The organism is Sporosarcina luteola (genome assembly GCF_023715585.1).
Lineage (GTDB): Bacteria > Bacillota > Bacilli > Bacillales_A > Planococcaceae > Sporosarcina > Sporosarcina luteola_D.
In genome coordinates this window covers 238,863-254,983 of the sequence record NZ_JAMBOK010000002.1, presented here as the reverse complement: position 1 = coordinate 254,983, position 16,121 = coordinate 238,863, and the positions used below count along the sequence as shown (strand labels likewise).

The 16,121-nt window shown below is 49.2% G+C and carries 13 protein-coding genes and 1 riboswitch; of the genes, 3 read left to right on the top strand and 10 right to left on the bottom strand.

The genetic code is table 11. The features are described from left to right. Positions 1-21: 21 nt before the first annotated feature. From clpC to M3193_RS11555, 6 genes are all read right to left on the bottom strand, one after another. Positions 22-2,469, bottom strand: a complete 2,448-nt coding sequence (clpC, locus tag M3193_RS11580) for an ATP-dependent protease ATP-binding subunit ClpC (RefSeq protein ID WP_251627823.1) — start codon at positions 2,467-2,469, stop codon at positions 22-24. Between the two features lie 179 nt (positions 2,470-2,648). Next, entirely contained in the window at positions 2,649-3,731 is a 1,083-nt protein-coding gene (locus M3193_RS11575) for a protein arginine kinase (RefSeq protein ID WP_251627821.1), read from the bottom strand. Further along, positions 3,721-4,227: a UvrB/UvrC motif-containing protein gene (locus M3193_RS11570; RefSeq protein WP_251627819.1), complete on the bottom strand. Its 507-nt coding sequence runs from the start codon at positions 4,225-4,227 to the stop codon at positions 3,721-3,723. Before M3193_RS11570 ends, M3193_RS11575 begins: the two co-directional genes overlap by 11 nt. A gap of 84 nt (positions 4,228-4,311) precedes the next feature. Beyond that, positions 4,312-4,782, bottom strand: a complete 471-nt coding sequence (locus M3193_RS11565; RefSeq protein ID WP_251627817.1) for a CtsR family transcriptional regulator — start codon at positions 4,780-4,782, stop codon at positions 4,312-4,314. 688 nt (positions 4,783-5,470) lie between these two features. Then, positions 5,471-6,070: a biotin transporter BioY gene (locus M3193_RS11560; protein ID WP_435372045.1), complete on the bottom strand. Its 600-nt coding sequence runs from the start codon at positions 6,068-6,070 to the stop codon at positions 5,471-5,473. 129 nt (positions 6,071-6,199) lie between these two features. Beyond that, positions 6,200-6,385 (bottom strand): histidine kinase, encoded by a 186-nt coding sequence (locus M3193_RS11555; protein ID WP_251627808.1) that lies wholly within the window; start codon positions 6,383-6,385, stop codon positions 6,200-6,202. A gap of 114 nt (positions 6,386-6,499) precedes the next feature. Continuing rightward, a riboswitch (SAM riboswitch) is annotated at positions 6,500-6,606 on the top strand. Positions 6,607-6,871: 265 nt separating this feature from the next. Here M3193_RS11555 and M3193_RS11550 point away from each other — a divergent pair. Genes M3193_RS11550 through M3193_RS11540 form a run of 3 tightly spaced genes read left to right on the top strand, consistent with a single transcriptional unit; the run spans position 6,872 to position 12,344 of the window. Then, positions 6,872-8,719 (top strand): bifunctional homocysteine S-methyltransferase/methylenetetrahydrofolate reductase, encoded by a 1,848-nt coding sequence (locus M3193_RS11550; protein ID WP_251627806.1) that lies wholly within the window; start codon positions 6,872-6,874, stop codon positions 8,717-8,719. Continuing rightward, positions 8,712-12,149 (top strand): methionine synthase, encoded by a 3,438-nt coding sequence (gene metH, locus M3193_RS11545; RefSeq protein WP_251627804.1) that lies wholly within the window; start codon positions 8,712-8,714, stop codon positions 12,147-12,149. The genes M3193_RS11550 and metH overlap by 8 nt, the downstream gene beginning before the upstream one ends. Before the next feature lie 51 nt (positions 12,150-12,200). Continuing rightward, on the top strand, positions 12,201-12,344 hold the full coding sequence (locus tag M3193_RS11540; protein ID WP_251627802.1) for a hypothetical protein: 144 nt from the start codon (positions 12,201-12,203) through the stop codon (positions 12,342-12,344). Positions 12,345-12,449: 105 nt separating this feature from the next. On the opposite strand, the gene M3193_RS11535 is transcribed toward M3193_RS11540, so the two are convergent. From M3193_RS11535 to M3193_RS11520, 4 genes are all read right to left on the bottom strand, one after another. Continuing rightward, positions 12,450-12,713, bottom strand: a complete 264-nt coding sequence (locus M3193_RS11535; RefSeq protein WP_251627800.1) for a hypothetical protein — start codon at positions 12,711-12,713, stop codon at positions 12,450-12,452. Between the two features lie 186 nt (positions 12,714-12,899). After that, on the bottom strand, positions 12,900-14,330 hold the full coding sequence (locus M3193_RS11530) for a cryptochrome/photolyase family protein (protein ID WP_251627797.1): 1,431 nt from the start codon (positions 14,328-14,330) through the stop codon (positions 12,900-12,902). A gap of 24 nt (positions 14,331-14,354) precedes the next feature. Next, entirely contained in the window at positions 14,355-15,035 is a 681-nt protein-coding gene (locus tag M3193_RS11525) for an ABC transporter ATP-binding protein (protein ID WP_251627795.1), read from the bottom strand. Between the two features lie 3 nt (positions 15,036-15,038). Continuing rightward, a complete protein-coding gene (locus M3193_RS11520; protein ID WP_251627793.1) occupies positions 15,039-16,103 on the bottom strand; it encodes an ABC transporter permease in 1,065 nt (354 codons plus the stop codon). Positions 16,104-16,121 lie beyond the last annotated feature (18 nt).

The following is a 16,121-nucleotide window of genomic DNA, read 5'->3' as shown; positions in this document are numbered from 1 at the left end:
CTCTACGGGAGGGCCATCCTATTATTGTTTTTCTGTCACTGCTACTCGATCCGTTTTGACTACGAACTCGCCATCCTCTACATCGACGATGACTTTTCCACCTGTCAGCACGGTTCCACTCAACAACTCTTCTGATAGACGGTCTTCGACATGCTTCTGCAAAGCCCGGCGCAACGGTCGCGCACCGTAATCCGGGTCATAACCCACTTCAGAGATTTTGTGTTTCGCTTCATCCGTCAGCTCGAGCGTAATATCCTGCTCCGCAAGACGCTTCGTCAACTCGTTCGACATGAGGGAGACAATTTCACGCAAGTGTTCCTTCTCAAGCGAGTGGAAGACGATCATTTCATCGACACGGTTCAAGAACTCCGGACGGAACGCTTTTTTCAACGCCTCAAGCATTGTCGATTTCATGCCCTCATAATCGCGTTCCCCATCTTGCAGATTGAAACCGACGTAACGGTTCGATTTCAATGTTTCCGCTCCTACGTTTGACGTCATGATGACGACGGTATTGCGGAAGTCGACTGTACGGCCTTTGGAATCCGTCAATCTCCCATCCTCAAGCACTTGCAATAGAATATTGAAGACGTCAGGATGCGCTTTTTCAATCTCATCGAGGAGGACGACTGAATACGGCTTTCTGCGGACCTTTTCAGTCAATTGACCGCCTTCGTCATAACCGACGTATCCTGGAGGCGATCCGACAAGCCGCGACGTCGCATGCTTCTCCATATACTCGGACATATCGATGCGGATCATCGCATCCTCATCCCCGAACATCGCTTCAGCCAACGCCCTTGCAAGCTCAGTCTTCCCGACACCAGTAGGTCCGAGGAAGATGAATGAGCCGATCGGCCGCTTCGGATCCTTCAACCCTGCGCGGGCTCTCCGGATCGCTCGTGAAATCGCTGTTACGGCTTCCTTCTGCCCGATGACACGTTCATGCAGAAGCTCTTCCATATTCAACAGCTTGGCAGTTTCCGTTTCAGCGATTTTGGCAACCGGAACTCCCGTCCACATTGCGACAACTTCCGCAATGTCGTTCACTGTCACTTCCGATTCCTTTTTCCCTTGCTTCTCTTTCCATTCCGTCTTGGTCTTTTCAAGCTCTTCTTTCATTTTCTGCTCTTTATCGCGGAATGATGCGGCCTTTTCGAATTCCTGGCTTTGCACCGCGGCATTCTTTTCGTGGCGGATCGCCTCGAGCTTCGCTTCAAGCTCCTTCAGATTCGGTGGCGTCGTATACGAACGAAGACGCACTTTCGAGCCAGCTTCATCGATCAAGTCGATTGCTTTATCCGGCAGGAAACGGTCCGAAATGTACCTGTCAGACATCTTCGCAGCCGCCTCGATCGCTTCGTCCGTGATTTTCACACGGTGATGCGCTTCATATCGGTCACGCAAACCTTTGATGATCAAAATCGTTTCTTCAACAGTTGGTTCATCAACTTGAATCGGTTGGAAACGCCTTTCAAGCGCAGCGTCCTTTTCAATATATTTACGGTATTCATCAAGCGTCGTCGCCCCAATGCATTGCAATTCCCCGCGTGCAAGTGACGGCTTCAGGATGTTGGATGCGTCGATCGCCCCTTCAGCTCCTCCAGCCCCGATCAGTGTATGCAATTCATCAATGAATAGAATGATATTGCCGGCCTGACGGATCTCCTCCATCACTTTTTTCATGCGGTCCTCGAATTCGCCGCGGTATTTTGTACCCGCAACAACCGTCCCCATATCCAGTGTCATGACGCGCTTGTCACGTAGGATTTCAGGAACTTCATTGTTGACGATTTGAAGCGCAAGCCCTTCTGCGATGGCGGTTTTACCGACACCCGGCTCACCGATCAGCACAGGGTTGTTCTTCGTACGGCGCGCCAATACTTCGATCACACGTGTAATTTCCTTGCTTCGGCCGATGACCGGATCAAGCGTCCCTTCACGTGCCACTTCTGTCAAATCTCGGGCAAGGCTGTCGAGCGTCGGCGTCGAGGCGGATGAGGAAGTGCCTTGATTGCCGACAGAGCTGTCATTGCTTCCGAGCAATTGGAGCACTTGCTGCCTTGCACGATTCAAGCTGACGCCTGCATTATTCAATACACGGGCAGCCACCCCTTCCCCTTCACGGATAAGTGCAAGCAAAATATGCTCCGTGCCGATATACGAATGGCCGAGCTTCCTTGATTCATCGACAGAAAGCTCAATGACCTTTTTCGCTCTTGGCGTGTAATGAACGATTGGTCCGACTTCCTTCGATCCGGCGCCGACGAGGCTTTCCACCCCTTTTTCAATCGTATCGAAACTGATGTCGATCGCTTCCAATGCTTTCGCTGCGATGCCGCCGCCTTCCCGTATGAGTCCCAATAAAATATGCTCTGTACCGATGGATTCATGTTTCAGTCTGATTGCTTCTTCCTGTGCAAGCTGCAGGACTTTTTGCGCCCGCTGTGTAAAACGATTGAACATCATATTCAATTCCACTCCTTCTATAAGTAACGTCCATCCTGTCCCCACTATTGAAAGTACGGAATAGGAATTCCTCTTACTCTATTCCTATGGATCAAGAAGCAATCCAATTCCACTAAATTGACTTTGACCATCTTTGACGTAAGTATAATAAAAAGAAAAATCCGTTGCAAAAGTATTGCTCAGTTTTCTTTATTATTTTCATTGATTTGTTGTTCAGAACGCAGCCGTTCCCTGAACAGATCGGCTCTGAATATATCTCTTTCTTCCGCTGTCAGATCCGCTCCAGCATATTGCTGAAGGAAACCAGGCTGCATGAAGATCATCAGTTCATTCAAGATCGACATATCTACATCTTCGATGATGCCCAGATCGATGCCAAGACGGACATCCGAAAGGCAACGGGCCGCTTCCCCCGATGGCAGGAGTCTTGCATATGAAATGATGCCGAGCGATCGGAAAAGCTTATTTTCCAATGCGACTCTTGATTTGGAAAGGAGGATTTCTCGAGAGCGCCTTTCATGGGCAATAAGCCGAAGTGCTACATTTTTCAAATCGGCAAGGATCTCTTTCTCCGGTTTGCCCAAAGTTGTCTGATTTGAAACCTGATAAATGTTGCCCGGTGCTTCGCTGCCCTCTCCATAGCTTCCCCGGACAATCATTCCCAGCCTTGCGATTGCCGGTATGATGCGCTCGATCTGCTTTGTGATTGTCAACGCGGGCAAGTGCATCATGACGGACGCCCGCATGCCTGTACCTGTGTTTGACGGACAGCTCGTCAAGTAGCCGAAATCCTCGTCGAAGGCGTATGGGAGTTTATTCTCCAAATAGTTGTCGACTGAATCTGCGTGCTCATAGGCATTCTCCAACTGGAAGCCTGGATAGATGCACTGGATGCGGATATGATCCTCTTCGTTCAGCATGATGCTCAGCGTCTCGTCTTCGGACAGGATGACCGCTCCATGCCGCTTCACGTCCGTCAATTGAGGACTGACCAAATGCTTCTCAACAAGCACTTGCCTTTCGAGACCGGGAAGCTCCGCCATCTTCATATAGGCATACCCTTTTTCGCCGGAAGTAAGCAAGGCGGCCGAAACTTGCGAGTCAACTTTCTCTGCCTCATCGGCAGTGAACGCGATCGGGAATCTGAATCCCCTTAAATTCCGGGCCAAGCGGATCCTCGTCGACATGACGATATCCGAGTGCTCCCCATGAGACGTCATCCAGCCCGTAACTGCGCCTTTCATAAATTTATTAATCGACATCGCTGCCTTCACCTCCATTGCCGCACTCCGCCAAACGCTCTTTCAGCGCATTCGCTTCGTCCCTCAATGCGGCGGCGTCCTCAAATCGTTCCATCTCAATCGCTTCCTGCATTTTCGAACGGATTTCCTCGACCTTTTTCTTCAAGGCGAACCGCTCGTTGAAGGAATCCGGGATTTTCCCTACATGTGTTGTGTGACCGTTATGGAGCTTGCTGAAGACGCGCGGCAATTGCCCCCTGAACGTGTCATAGCACGTCGGACAGCCGAACTTTCCGATGTCGAGGAATTTCCTGAACGTCAACTTGCAGTCGGGGCAAGTCGGACCGTCCGGCATGCTGTCCCTTGACTGCTGAAAAGGCTGTATCGATTCACTCCCACTGAACCAGTGCGATAGGAATTGTTGGATTGACAACGGTTCCTGACTTGGATCAAAATGAAACATTTGTGTTTGAAACGCACATTTCTCGCATAGATGGCGTTCCGACGACCCGCCCATTCCCTCCTGGGTAAAAATTACGGAAGCCGGCCGTTCTTTGCAATTGTCGCATAGCATCTTCTGCCACCTCGTATTCGTAGAATTCTAGTCAAGCTGTCTGTAGATAAGCGTCTGGAGCATTGCCTGCAAAATCCGTCCCCGGATCATGTCGCGTTCAGGCAATGGGTAGTGCAGAGTCGTCCTGTCCACTGCTGCAAGGATGATCCTTGCCTCCCTCTCCGAAACGACCTCTTCATTCAGAAGCCTGTAGATGATCCCTTCGGCCATCGTGTATGTCGCGCCTTGTTGGATTCCTTCTAAAATATGTTCGATCAATTCCTTATGCGAATTCGTTTGGACTCGGTAAATCCGGATGTAGCCTCCGCCGCCTCGCTTCGATTCAACGGCATAGCCTCGTTCCACGGTAAATCGTGTGTTGATGACATAATTTATCTGCGAAGGCACGCACTGAAATTTCTCTGCCACTTCACTCCGTTTGATTTCAATCGTCCCGCTATCTTCTTGTTCGATAATGGCCTTTAAATATCCTTCAATAATGTCGGAAATGTTTCGCATGATGTCACCTCTTTTCTTCGGGTGATAAGTCATTGACTTTGACTATCTTTGACTTAATTGTACATGAAAATACATTCTGCGTGCAATTGATATGCAAATTTAAAAGCGATTGGGGCAAACAGTCATCTTTCTCGCCTCCCGGCAGTCTGTCCTTTTGAATAACCTCTTATTTGTACAGGATGGGATAGTTAACTAAAATCGATACGACTTGGCAGAGAAAGTATTAAGATTATCGGAATGAAGCAAGGTGAGAACATGTATAAGCTTCCAAAAACGCATAAAATGCCTGAAATGCTCATAAACGGCTGGGAAAGTCCATAAAGCGCTGCAGATGCGCCTAAATGCTATCAACTGCGCATAAATCGCTGCAATCACTCATAAACGCTCGTAAAGACGCATAAAAGACAGCCGCCGAATTTCCGGAGGCTGCCTTCAATTTATTCTATATGTATGTTTTTCAGTTCCTTGACTGGCAGGAAGAGCCCGCCTTTTTCGTAAAAGGTGATGGCGAAGTGGTCGCCTCCCTAGATGTAGATCCGTGGACGTATTTTCAGAAGCAACTGTTTTGGAGGCTGACCGCTTCAGTCGAACCGCTTTATTGATGAACTTAGGGAGTTGCGCTTACATCCACAATAAACTATCTGCAATGGTGAAAAATCCAATGCAGATAGCCCGATTGGTCATAAAATCAATGCGCACGCCTTACTTTTAGAACCTTGTACATCCTGTGACCGAAAATCCCCGCAAGTACGGACAGCAAAATATCTTTCGGCAGCGGCAGTACCATCCATGCCCAAGCAACCGCATAACTGAAAGCTTCGGGAGCTGCTGCCCATTGCTTGTATGCAAAGTACATCCAGTTCGTTCCAACTACATAGTTCACGACTAGACCTATAAGCCCTGCAATAATATAGTTGCGTAGGCTACCGTTCTTTTCGACAATTTTCCCCGCAACGTACGCAACCAATATAAAGGATACGATGAAGCCGAAAGTCGGAAGCAAAATGGCCCCGAAGCCCCCATGGAATTTCGCGAAAACCGGCGCGCCCGCCAAGCCGAGCGCCATGTAAACCGTCATCGAAAGAGCACCGAGCCGGCTTCCGAGAAGGAGACCCGCCAAGATGGCGAAAAAGGTTTGCAATGTGATCGGAACTCCCCCTATAACAAGGAACGGTACAAACGACGTAATATTCGCCCCGATCATCATCAATGCTGCAAACATCCCACAATAGACGAGACTGAGCGCGCTCATCCCACTTCTAGTTTTCACTGTAGCTGTTGTTGTCATAATCCACCTCATAATTTTAGTTATCGTAAATAGAATAAAAGTTAACTCAAATTGTGTCAACCTGTTTTTATTTCAAGTTAACCAATCATATAGAAAAGAACCGACAGCATCATCTGCTATCGGTTCGTATTAGCGTTCTTCATCTTCACTTTTCGGAAATAAAAAATGGGCGATTATTCCGCTTAAGACTGCTGCCCCTATTGTTATCCACACTCTGGAGGTTCCCGGTACTTCCTGAAAGTTTTTATGGAGCATCCACCAGGAAATCCCGGCGACAAGAAGTGCGATCGGAATGGAAAATTTAAAAATCCTCAACGTATTCACCTTCTACTTTAAATTCATATGCCAATTCTATCATAATTCTGCTATTGACGTATCAGACATTTAACGATATGATGTTTTAAATTATTCAAACAACTGCATATTTATTTCTTATCAAGAGAAGCTGAGGGACTGGCCCGTCGAAGCTTCAGCAACCAGCCGACTTCGGTCAGGTGCTAATTCCAGCAGGCCCTACTCGGCTTGGCAGATGAGAAGGAGCGAGCATTCGCTTGAAAGCCTTCTTTTTTAGCGAAGGCTTTTTTATTTTTCATTGCAGTCTAAATTTTTCGTCTTGGTAAGTTGTGGTTATGTGTAAGTTTATGGATTTATGCGTTTTTGGAGACGTGTATGCGTAGATTTATTGATTTATGCGCGTCTGCCCGTGGTTATGCGTATCTGTAAGGATTTATGCGTCAGTTTTGCTATTTATGCGTTTTTATAGCGCAGTTCGGGATATGAAGGAAGAAAGGATGATTTCTTATGAGGTTGCTTGATCGGTTGAAAGATAATGTACTGGTGGCGGATGGCGCGATGGGAACGCTGCTTTATTCATATGGCATCGACTTCAGTTATGAGGAATTGAATGTTGAGAAGCCGGAAATCATTGAAAAGATCCACCGGGAATATATCGACGCAGGAGCGGATGTCATCCAGACGAATACATATGGTGCCAATTCCTTGAAGCTTGCCCGTTACGGAATGGAGAGTCGGGTAAAGGAACTCAACGAGGCGGCGATCCGGATTGCGAAGCGCGCCGCGGCACCCGGCAACCAGTATGTGCTTGGGACGATCGGAGGGCTGCGCGGCATCCGGAAAAGCGATGCATCGCTTGCCGAAGTGCTGACAATGGTACGCGAGCAGGCTGATGCCTTGCTTTCAGGCAATCCCGACGGACTATTGCTGGAAACCTATTATGACTTTGAAGAGTTGTCGACAGTCGTCACCGAGCTGCGGAAACTGACGGATCTACCACTCATTGCGCAAGTCGCAATGGATGAGCCGGGCGTATTGCAAAACGGGATGCAGCTGAATGACGCGCTTCATCAGCTCGAAACGCTGGGAGCGGATATCGTCGGCGTCAATTGCCGGCTAGGTCCTTTCCATACAATCCAGGCATTTGAAAAAGTGACGATACCGGACCGTGCATTTTTGTCCGCCGCACCAAATGCAAGTTTGCTAGATGTTGAGGATGGTCGGATCGTTTATGCGTCTGAAGCTGATTATTTCGGTCGCGCAGCCGCGCTCCTTCGGGATGAAGGCGTACGTCTGATCGGCGGGTGCTGCGGAACGACGCCGAAGCATATCGCCGCTGCGAAAAAGCAATTGGCTGGACTGAAGCCCGTGACAGAGAAGACCGTCACGCCGCAGAAGCCGATCATCATCCGGGAAGCGGAGCCTGCAAAACACGAGCCGCTTCACATCAAAGCGAAAACAGAACGGACAATTATCGTGGAACTCGATACGCCACGCCATTTGGAGACGGAACAGTATTTCGTAGGCGCGAACGAATTGCATGCAGCCGGCGTGGATGCCGTCACATTGGCGGACAATTCCCTCGCATCCCCGCGCATCAGCAATATGGCGATGGGATCCATGTTGAAGCATGAGCATCACGTTCGCCCGCTCGTCCACTTAACGTGCCGCGACCATAACTTGATCGGCCTGCAATCCCATCTGATGGGGCTCGACGCGCTCGGAATCCATGATATCCTCGCTGTCACAGGCGATCCGACAAAGGTCGGCGATTTCCCTGGAGCGACAAGCGTCTATGACGTCTCCAGCATGGAGTTGCTGCAGCTCATCAAACAATTGAACGAGGGGATTTCTTTCACGGGAAAGCCACTTCGTAAAAAAGCGAAGTTTTCGGTCGCCGCAGCTTTCAATCCAAACGTCCGCGTCCTCGACCGCGCTGTGCAGCGGCTCGAGAAGAAAATCGAATGCGGGGCGGATTATTTCATTACGCAGCCGGTTTACACGAAAGAGAAAATTGTTGATATATACGAAGCAACGAAGCACCTGGATACGCCGATTTTCATCGGCATCATGCCGCTTACGGGTATACGGAACGCTGAATTCCTGCACCATGAAGTGCCGGGCATCAAGCTATCCGAAGAGGTGCTGGAACGGATGGCTGCCTGCGGCGAAGACCGCGAAAAAGCGACCGCGGAAGGCATCAAAATCGCGAAAGAACTGATCGACACGGCAGCGGAGCTATTCAACGGCATCTACATCATTACACCGTTCCTGCGCTATGACATGTCACTGGAACTGATCAACCATATTAAAGAGCTAGACGCGGAGAAGGAGAGGAAGTTTGTCCATGCCTAAACATCCAATCGAACAACAACTGAAAAACAGAATCCTCATCATAGACGGAGCGATGGGCACAATGCTGCAAGCGGAAGACCTTTCAGAAGACGATTTCGGCGGAGAGGAATATGACGGCTGCAACGAATACTTGAACATTTTACGGCCAGATATTCTGGACAGGATCCACCGTTCCTACTTGGAGGCGGGAGCGGATATCATCTGCACGAACACATTCGGGGGCACCCCCCTCGTACTGGACGAATTCAGCCTTGGCCATCAGGCTTCTGAAATCAACAAAAAGGCTGTGGAAATCGCGAAAAAGTGTGCAGCCGATTTCTCGACAACAGAGTGGCCGCGTTTCGTCGCCGGTGCAATCGGACCGACAACGAAGACGCTATCCGTCACGGGAGGCATTACTTTCGATAAGCTTTCGGATGATTTTTACGTACAGGCGAAAGCATTGATCGAAGGCGGCGCTGATCTTTTATTAATGGAAACGAGCCAAGACATGCTCAATGTGAAAGCGGGAACGATTGGAATCAAGCGGGCCTTCGAAGAAACCGGCATCGAACTGCCTGTCATGATTTCAGGAACGATTGAGCCGATGGGAACGACGTTGGCCGGTCAAAGCATAGAAGCTTTCTATATTTCAATCGAGCATATCAAGCCGCTATCAGTCGGATTGAACTGTGCGACAGGACCTGAATTCATGACCGATCATCTGCGCTCTCTTTCCGATTTGGCGACAAGCTTTGTCACTTGCTATCCAAACGCCGGATTGCCGGACGAGGAAGGTCATTATCATGAATCTCCTGAATCCTTATCCTTGAAGCTGAAAGGATTTGCGGAAAAAGGATGGCTGAATATGGTCGGTGGCTGTTGCGGAACGACGCCTGCCCATATCCGTGCGCTTCGCGAAGCGGTGGATGGTCTCGCCCCGCGCCAGAAACCTGAAGGCGGGCACGAACACGCCGTTTCTGGCATCGAACCGTTATTGTATGAACCATCGATGCGTCCACTGTTGATTGGTGAGCGAACAAATGTCATCGGGTCAAGGAAGTTCAAACGGCTGATTGTCGAAGAAAAATTCGAAGAGGCTGCAGAAGTTGCACGTGCACAAGTTCGTGGCGGAGCCCATGTGCTGGATATCTGCCTTGCAAATCCAGATCGGGATGAGCTTGAAGACATGAAAAAGTTTATGCAGGAAGTCGTCAAGAAGGTGAAAGTGCCTCTTGTCATCGACTCGACGGACGAGAATGTCATTGAAGAGGCATTGAAATTCTCCCAAGGAAAAGCAATCATCAACTCCATCAACTTGGAGGATGGAGAAGAACGATTCGATGCGGTCCTTCCTCTCGTGAAAAAGTTTGGCGCAGCTGTTGTCGTCGGGACGATCGATGAAATCGGAATGGCCGTGTCGCGCGAACGGAAGCTCGAAGTTGCGGAACGTTCCTATGATCTGCTTGTGAACAAATGGGGAATCGCTCCTGAAGACATCATTTTCGATCCACTCGTATTCCCTGTCGGAACAGGTGATGCGCAATACATCGGGTCGGCGGTCGAAACGATCGAAGGCATTCGGCTGATTAAGGAAAAAATGCCTCGTTGTTTGACGACGCTAGGTGTCAGCAACGTCTCCTTCGGGCTGCCCCCTGTCGGCCGGGAAGTGCTGAACGCGGTGTACTTGTATCATTGTACCCAGGCAGGACTCGATTACGCGATCGTCAATACAGAGAAGTTGGAACGGTATGCTTCCATTCCTGAGAATGAAATCAAGCTAGCGAATGATCTGTTGTTCACGACGACGGACCAGACGCTTGCGGATTTCACGGATTTCTACAGGGATAAAAAGAAGGAGAAGACTGAGGACGATATTCCGAAGACAGTCCCTGAACGGCTCGCGTATTATGTCGTCGAAGGGACGAAGGAAGGTTTAATTCCTGACCTTGAAGCTGCGCTTAAGATGTATGACTCACCGCTCGAAGTCATTAACGGACCGTTGATGGAAGGAATGTCGGAAGTCGGCCGGCTGTTCAATGATAACCAGCTGATCGTAGCGGAAGTGTTGCAAAGCGCAGAAGTGATGAAGGCTTCGGTTTCATTCCTCGAGCAGTTCATGGAGAAGAAAGAGGACGATTCCGGTAAAGGGAAGATCATTTTGGCGACAGTCAAAGGGGATGTCCATGATATCGGGAAAAACCTTGTCGATATCATTTTGAGCAATAACGGGTACCGTGTCATCGACATCGGTATTAAGGTGACACCGGCGACGTTGATTGATGTTATTCGCAAGGAGAAGCCGGACATTATCGGATTGTCCGGATTGCTTGTGAAGTCGGCGCAACAAATGGTGATCACCGCGCAGGACTTCAAAGCGGCGGGCATTGATACGCCAGTCATGGTTGGAGGAGCTGCGTTGACACGTAGATTTACGGAGACGAAGATTGCGGCGGAATATGATGGACCTGTCATCTACGCGAAGGACGCAATGCAAGGGTTAGAACTTGCGAATCGATTGCAAGGCGGAGATAAAGAGGCTCTGTTGAATGAACTTGTTGAGAAACAGGAAAAGCGCCTTGAGACGGAGGCGATCCGTGCGACGCGGGACACGGCGGTTGCCGTGTTGCCGAGGCCAGTGAAGACGGTGCGGGAAGATGCGCCTGTTTTCGTGCCATCCGATTTGCGCAGGCGGGTTTTGAGAGATTATTCCGTTTCGCATTTATATCCTTATGTCAATATGCGGACGCTGATCGGGCATCATTTGGGATTGCGCGGCAATGTCGACAAAATGCTTACGAATCGCGAGGAGCGTGCGGTGCAGCTCCATGAAATGGTAACGGGCTTTTTGGAGTCGGGCCATCTGTCCGCTTCGGGCCTGTATCAGTTCTTCCCCGCACAGGCGGATGGTGATGATGTAATCATTTATGATCCGATTGATGCGAAGACGGAGATTGAGCGTTTCACATTCCCTCGTCAAAGCAAGGAGCCGTTCCTTTGCCTCGCCGACTATTTGAAGACGGTCGATAGCGGTGAAATGGACTATGTCGCATTCATGCAAGTGACGGCAGGACATGGTGTGCGTGATTTTGCAAATCAGTTGAAAGCGGAAGGGAAATTCCTTGAAAGCCATGCGTTCCAAGCGACGGCGCTAGAACTCGCGGAAGGGTTCGCGGAGCGTGTCCATCAGGAAATCCGTGATCAATGGGGATTCCCGGACGCAACTGACTTTACGATGCGCGACCGGTTCGCGGCCAAATACCAAGGCCAGCGCTTTTCGTTCGGCTATCCTGCTTGTCCAAACCTCGAAGACCAGGCAAAACTGTTCGGTTTGCTGAAGCCGGAAGACATCGGCGTGCATTTGACGGAGGAATATATGATGGAACCGGAAGCATCGGTGTCAGCAATCGTATTTGCGCATCCGGACGCAAGGTATTTTAATGTAGATTGAAGATTGAAGTCGCCTCCTATGCGGGGCGGCTTTTTTTGTTGGGGTTTGGCGGTGAGAGGCGGCGCTTTGGGCGCGGAGAGCACCACTTTGAGCGCGGATGGCACCGCTTTAGGCGCGGAAAGCACCACTTTGGGCGCGGAAAGCACCAGTTTGAGCACGGGACATCTATTCTTGAGCGCGGACGCCATTTCTTGAGCGCGGAGAGATTTATGTATCAGCTTTTTTCCACCGACGCGATTCAAAAACAAAAAAGCTGTCCCTTTGTCGATGTGCTCGACGCCGGTGACAGCGGTTTTGCTATTAAAACCCTCTTCTCCCGAAGCCGAAGAAGCCTCTGCCCCTTCTACCGAAACCTGGCCCTTGACCAGGAAATACTGGTGCGCCCATTACGTTTTCCGTTGTCTCCGTAAAATAGTGACGCGGCGTGATAACAGGATGCGTCCTATTGACGTTGACAATCGGATGAATATACGGTTGTTCTACCGGGAAGAATTGGTCGTTGAAACGACATTGTGTCGGGCATACGATTGGTTGCAATTGGTTCATTGGAAACATTTGGTTCATTCCGCAAGTTCCTCCGCAGCGCCCTCCACAATGTCCTCCACAGTGTCCATGGTACATCATCATCTTCACTCACCCCCCTCTATCTATTACATGTAAGAATGGACGGGACATACGGGCGAGCGACCATGGACGGAAAAATTCACTAGTCATTTGTTCTATGTGCTTGTCTTTGCCTTTTCAGCATATTTATTTCCTTTTTACTTGTTGAAGAGCTTCTAATGCTCGTTTTCTGGCGGTAGCATGATCGACAATCGGTGAAGGATAGGTCATGCCGATTTGAATGCCCGCCTCCTCGAGAACAGAGTCATGCGCTTCCCACGGTCTGTGGATATACGGGGCTTGCAGACCGGAAAGCTCCGGCACCCATTTCCGTATATACTCGCCATCCGGGTCAAACTTTTCGCTTTGCAGGAACGGGTTGAAAATTCTAAAGTAAGGGGCGGCGTCAATGCCGCATCCAGTTACCCACTGCCATCCCATTGCATTGTTGGCGGTGTCAAAATCGAGGAGAGTATGCTTGAACCAGTCGTAACCCTCTTGCCACGGGATCAGCAGATGCTTGACTAGAAACGAGGCGGTCACCATTCGTACACGGTTATGCATGACACCCGTCTCCCAAAGTTCCCGCATGCCTGCATCGACGAGCGGATAGCCCGTCTGCCCCCTCTTCCATTTCACGAGCTGCTCATCCGTACCTACCCAAGGGAACTCCGCAAATTGTTTTCGCAACGGGAGCCGGGTGATGTCCGGAAAGTGGATGAGTTGGTGGTAAGCAAATTCACGCCATACAAGCTGTTTGAGAAACGTATCAATCGATTGAACTGACATTCCCTGTACTTCCTCATAAATGCCTTTTGCAGAATGCCACATCGCCTTTACACTGATGTTGCCTGCAGCAATGTACGGAGAGAGCATGGAGGAGGTGCCACTTGAGATCAGATCCCTCTCCGTCCCATAATAAAACATGCCATCATCCGAGAATTGTTCCCATTGTTCAATGGCCGCTTGTTCACCAGGGTTCCAATGCTCATGGAATTTCTGATGCCATGGGTTCTTGTCCACGATACATAATGAAGTTAAGCTAAGCGTTTTAATTTCCTGCTCTATTCCTTTCATCCCCTCTGGAACAGGAAGCGGGCGCTCTACATCCTCCTGCATGCACCTCTTCCAAAAGGAAGTGAACACTTTATAAGGTGCGCCTTGTTTATTCACTAGGTCGGGATTGAATAGAAGCTGTCCGTGAAATGACCGGACCTCCATCCCAATCGATTCGAGCTGCGCCGTAATCCTCTTCCCTTTGCTCCGTTCGGCAGGCTCATAACGTTCATTGAAATAAACGGCTTCCGCATCCGCTTCTTCCATCATATCGACAAGCACATCAAACTCATCCCCTGATTTAATAAAGAGCTTCAAGCCATGTGCCTGAAGCCCTTTTTCAAGAGTTGCCACTGAATGATAGAGCCACCATGAGGAGGCTTCACTTTCCGTATATTCCCGCATATCTTCATCAGACCAAATGAAGACAGGAATGACGATTCCTTCTTTCGCCGCCTCCCATAGAGCAGGGTTATCGTGCAGTCGAAAATCCCTTCGAAACCATACAATCGTTCGTTTCATCTATCTCATCCTTCATGACAGGAGTCAATTCTCTTCTTGCAGTTTTAGAACTCCATCGGTCATATAATAAACTTTATCGCAATAGTCGGTCAGACGTGTGTCATGCGTTACCACGATGCTCGTTGTCTTTTTACTTTTCGTTTCCCGCTTCAATAATTCCATCACTTCGTACGCACGGTCGGAGTCAAGAGATGCAGTCGGTTCATCAGCCAAGACGATCGATGGATTGCTATATAACGCTTTTGCGATGGCGACACGCTGGCGCTCGCCCCCCGACAAGTCTGACGGATATTTGCCCCGCAGATCGCCGATGCCCAAATCCTCATAAAGCTGTTCCATCTCTCCAACACTCATATTGCCCTTTTTCACTTTGTTTAATAGCTTCATCTGCTTCGCCACCGTCAGGAACGGTATTAAATTTGAAGCTTGCAGGATGAATCCGATCTCGTTCAACCGTATTTGCGATCGTTCTTTTTCGCTCATCTTTGTGATATTCTGTCCATTCAGGATGACATCCCCGGAAGTTGGGGTAAGCAAGCCTCCAACGAGTGTTAGAAATGTGCTCTTTCCGGATCCGGATGGACCGATAATCGCAATCAATTCTCCACGGTCTGCCTTGAATTCCGTATTCTTCAGCGCTTCCACCTTTTTATGTCCGCTTCCAAATGTCTTTGTCACTTGTTTTAACTCGAGTACAGTAGTCATCATTCATCCTCCAATCGCTTTCAATGGATCTATCCGGACGATCGTCAGTACGGAAAACAGGGCTCCCGCAATGGCAACTGCAATAAGAACTGCGCCGTAGATCAACATCGTCGGCAGATCGAATGAGACGGGGACTGCTGCCGGCAGGAATGCCCCTGTCGTCAACGTCAATGCCATTCCGATGATGACACCGATCGCCGCTAATAGGAAGGTTTGTGCAATGACGGATTTGGACAAGTAAAAACTCGAAATCCCTTGCGCTTTCATCACACCGAACATACTGATTTTCTGGACTGTTAAGACGTAAAGGAAAATGGCTACAATCACTGCCGATATTGCGAATAGGAAATAAATCATGAATGTCAATGTCATATTCTGCTCTGTGTAGCCGGGTAAATTTTGTATGAAGTCTTCTATTTCAATGACTTGCAATGCATCGTCTTGAATGACGTCGCCTTCTCCATTACGAATGACAATCCCATTGATGCGATCATTGTTTGCATCTGCACCCTCTCCATATTTCACCATATGAAACGTTTCGAGATCTGCATAGAGGACAGGTGCCGCATTGAACCTTGCCTTGTCGGTGAAGCCGACAATTGTCAATTTCTCTTCAGATGATGATAAAGAGAGTTCATCTCCAAGGCTGAACCCTTCCTCTTTTAATGAATCATCCGCAATCACTTCATTCTCTCCTGCAAACGGCTTGCCTTCAGTTACTTCCGGCATGAGGAATTCTTCTTTTCGAATTCCAAAGAGCGAGACATTCTTCTTTTGGCTGCCATTCCCGGCAATCGCGTTCAGCTGTCCGATTACCGCGGTTTCATCAGCGTTCACTTCTTCAACCTGATCGAGGAACATGGAGGACTGATAAAGACTCTTATCAGATTCCTCCGTCAAAATAATTGCTGATGCCTTCCATTTATCGACTGATTCCCTATTCAGATCCTTCAAGCCTGTCGCGAGTCCGGATAGGAAGAATACGAGATAAGCGACGAGCATGAGAACACCGGTGATCAGGACAAACCTCAGCTTATTCTTTTTAATTTCATTCCACGCGAGAAACATACTCCACGCTCCTAGTCA

Bases quoted from the DNA above. Each gene is read 5' to 3' on its own strand.
- M3193_RS11565 (WP_251627817.1), bottom strand. From the start codon at position 4,782: ATGCGAAACATTTCCGACATTATTGAAGGATATTTAAAGGCCATTATC.
- M3193_RS11575 (WP_251627821.1), bottom strand. From the start codon at position 3,731: ATGTCGATTAATAAATTTATGAAAGGCGCAGTTACGGGCTGGATGACG.
- M3193_RS11520 (WP_251627793.1), bottom strand. From the start codon at position 16,103: ATGTTTCTCGCGTGGAATGAAATTAAAAAGAATAAGCTGAGGTTTGTC.
- M3193_RS11535 (WP_251627800.1), bottom strand. From the start codon at position 12,713: ATGAACCAAATGTTTCCAATGAACCAATTGCAACCAATCGTATGCCCG.
- M3193_RS11550 (WP_251627806.1), top strand. From the start codon at position 6,872: ATGAGGTTGCTTGATCGGTTGAAAGATAATGTACTGGTGGCGGATGGC.
- clpC (WP_251627823.1), bottom strand. From the start codon at position 2,469: ATGATGTTCAATCGTTTTACACAGCGGGCGCAAAAAGTCCTGCAGCTT.
- metH (WP_251627804.1), top strand. From the start codon at position 8,712: ATGCCTAAACATCCAATCGAACAACAACTGAAAAACAGAATCCTCATC.
- M3193_RS11560 (WP_435372045.1), bottom strand. From the start codon at position 6,070: ATGACAACAACAGCTACAGTGAAAACTAGAAGTGGGATGAGCGCGCTC.
- M3193_RS11530 (WP_251627797.1), bottom strand. From the start codon at position 14,330: ATGAAACGAACGATTGTATGGTTTCGAAGGGATTTTCGACTGCACGAT.
- M3193_RS11525 (WP_251627795.1), bottom strand. From the start codon at position 15,035: ATGACTACTGTACTCGAGTTAAAACAAGTGACAAAGACATTTGGAAGC.
- M3193_RS11570 (WP_251627819.1), bottom strand. From the start codon at position 4,227: ATGGGCGGGTCGTCGGAACGCCATCTATGCGAGAAATGTGCGTTTCAA.